Annotated in this window: 1 protein-coding gene; it reads left to right on the top strand. The window is 40.8% G+C overall.

Going from position 1 to position 813, the window contains the following annotated elements:
- A partial coding sequence (locus HMPREF0493_RS05040; RefSeq protein WP_040457261.1) for an ISL3 family transposase occupies positions 1-813 on the top strand: 813 nt, incomplete at both ends.

The raw sequence follows: 813 nt of genomic DNA, 5'->3' as shown, positions 1-813 counted from the left end.
CCTGCTTGTCCTTTCTGTGGTTCTTTGGATCTCTTGCACAATGGCCACTTGATTACCAATATTCACTATCCGACAGCTAATGCCAGTTTGCCTGTCATTATCAGATTGGCTAAGCAGCGAGTTAAATGTCGTGATTGTGAGCGCTGGTCCATGGCTCAATCTGAACTAGTAAACAAATACTGTTCTATTTCTAACGCTTCTAAGCTCAAAGTATTATCAGCTTTAACTGAAGATCGATCTATGACCAGCATTGCCAGAGAAAACAATGTTTCGATCAATACCGTTCAAAGAGTACTAGGCAGCTGTTCACACCGATTTATTGATACTTACGAATATCTGCCAGCACACTTGGCTTTTGATGAATTCAAGGGAGTCGACCGCCAGCTGCACTTTATCTGCTTGGATGGTGACAATCATCAGGTCGTTCAGATTCTTAGAACTCGCTACAAGAAGACTTTGCTTAAGTATTTTGGACGTTTCTCACCTCAAGCTAGAGCTAACGTTAAAACGGTCACGATGGATCTTAATTTTTACTATCAAGATATCGTCAGAGCCTGTTTTCCTAATGCTCAGATTGTCATCGATCGTTTTCATATGATCCAAATGCTTACCCGATCATTCAATTCGTTGAGAGTCCAAGTCATGAAGACCTTTGATAAAAGATCCAGACAGTATCAGTTGCTCAAATCTCCTTGGAAATTATATTTAAAGAAGTTTGATGAGCTCGAAAAGGTTCATCCTCGCTACAATTGGCATTATAAAGACTGCTTAACTCAAGCCCAAGTAGTCACAGAAGGCATCAATGCCAGCACC

This window comes from Lactobacillus amylolyticus DSM 11664 (assembly GCF_000178475.1).
GTDB lineage: Bacteria > Bacillota > Bacilli > Lactobacillales > Lactobacillaceae > Lactobacillus > Lactobacillus amylolyticus.
The sequence above is the reverse complement of the archived record's forward strand: the minus strand, read 5'-3'. Positions and strand labels throughout refer to the sequence as shown.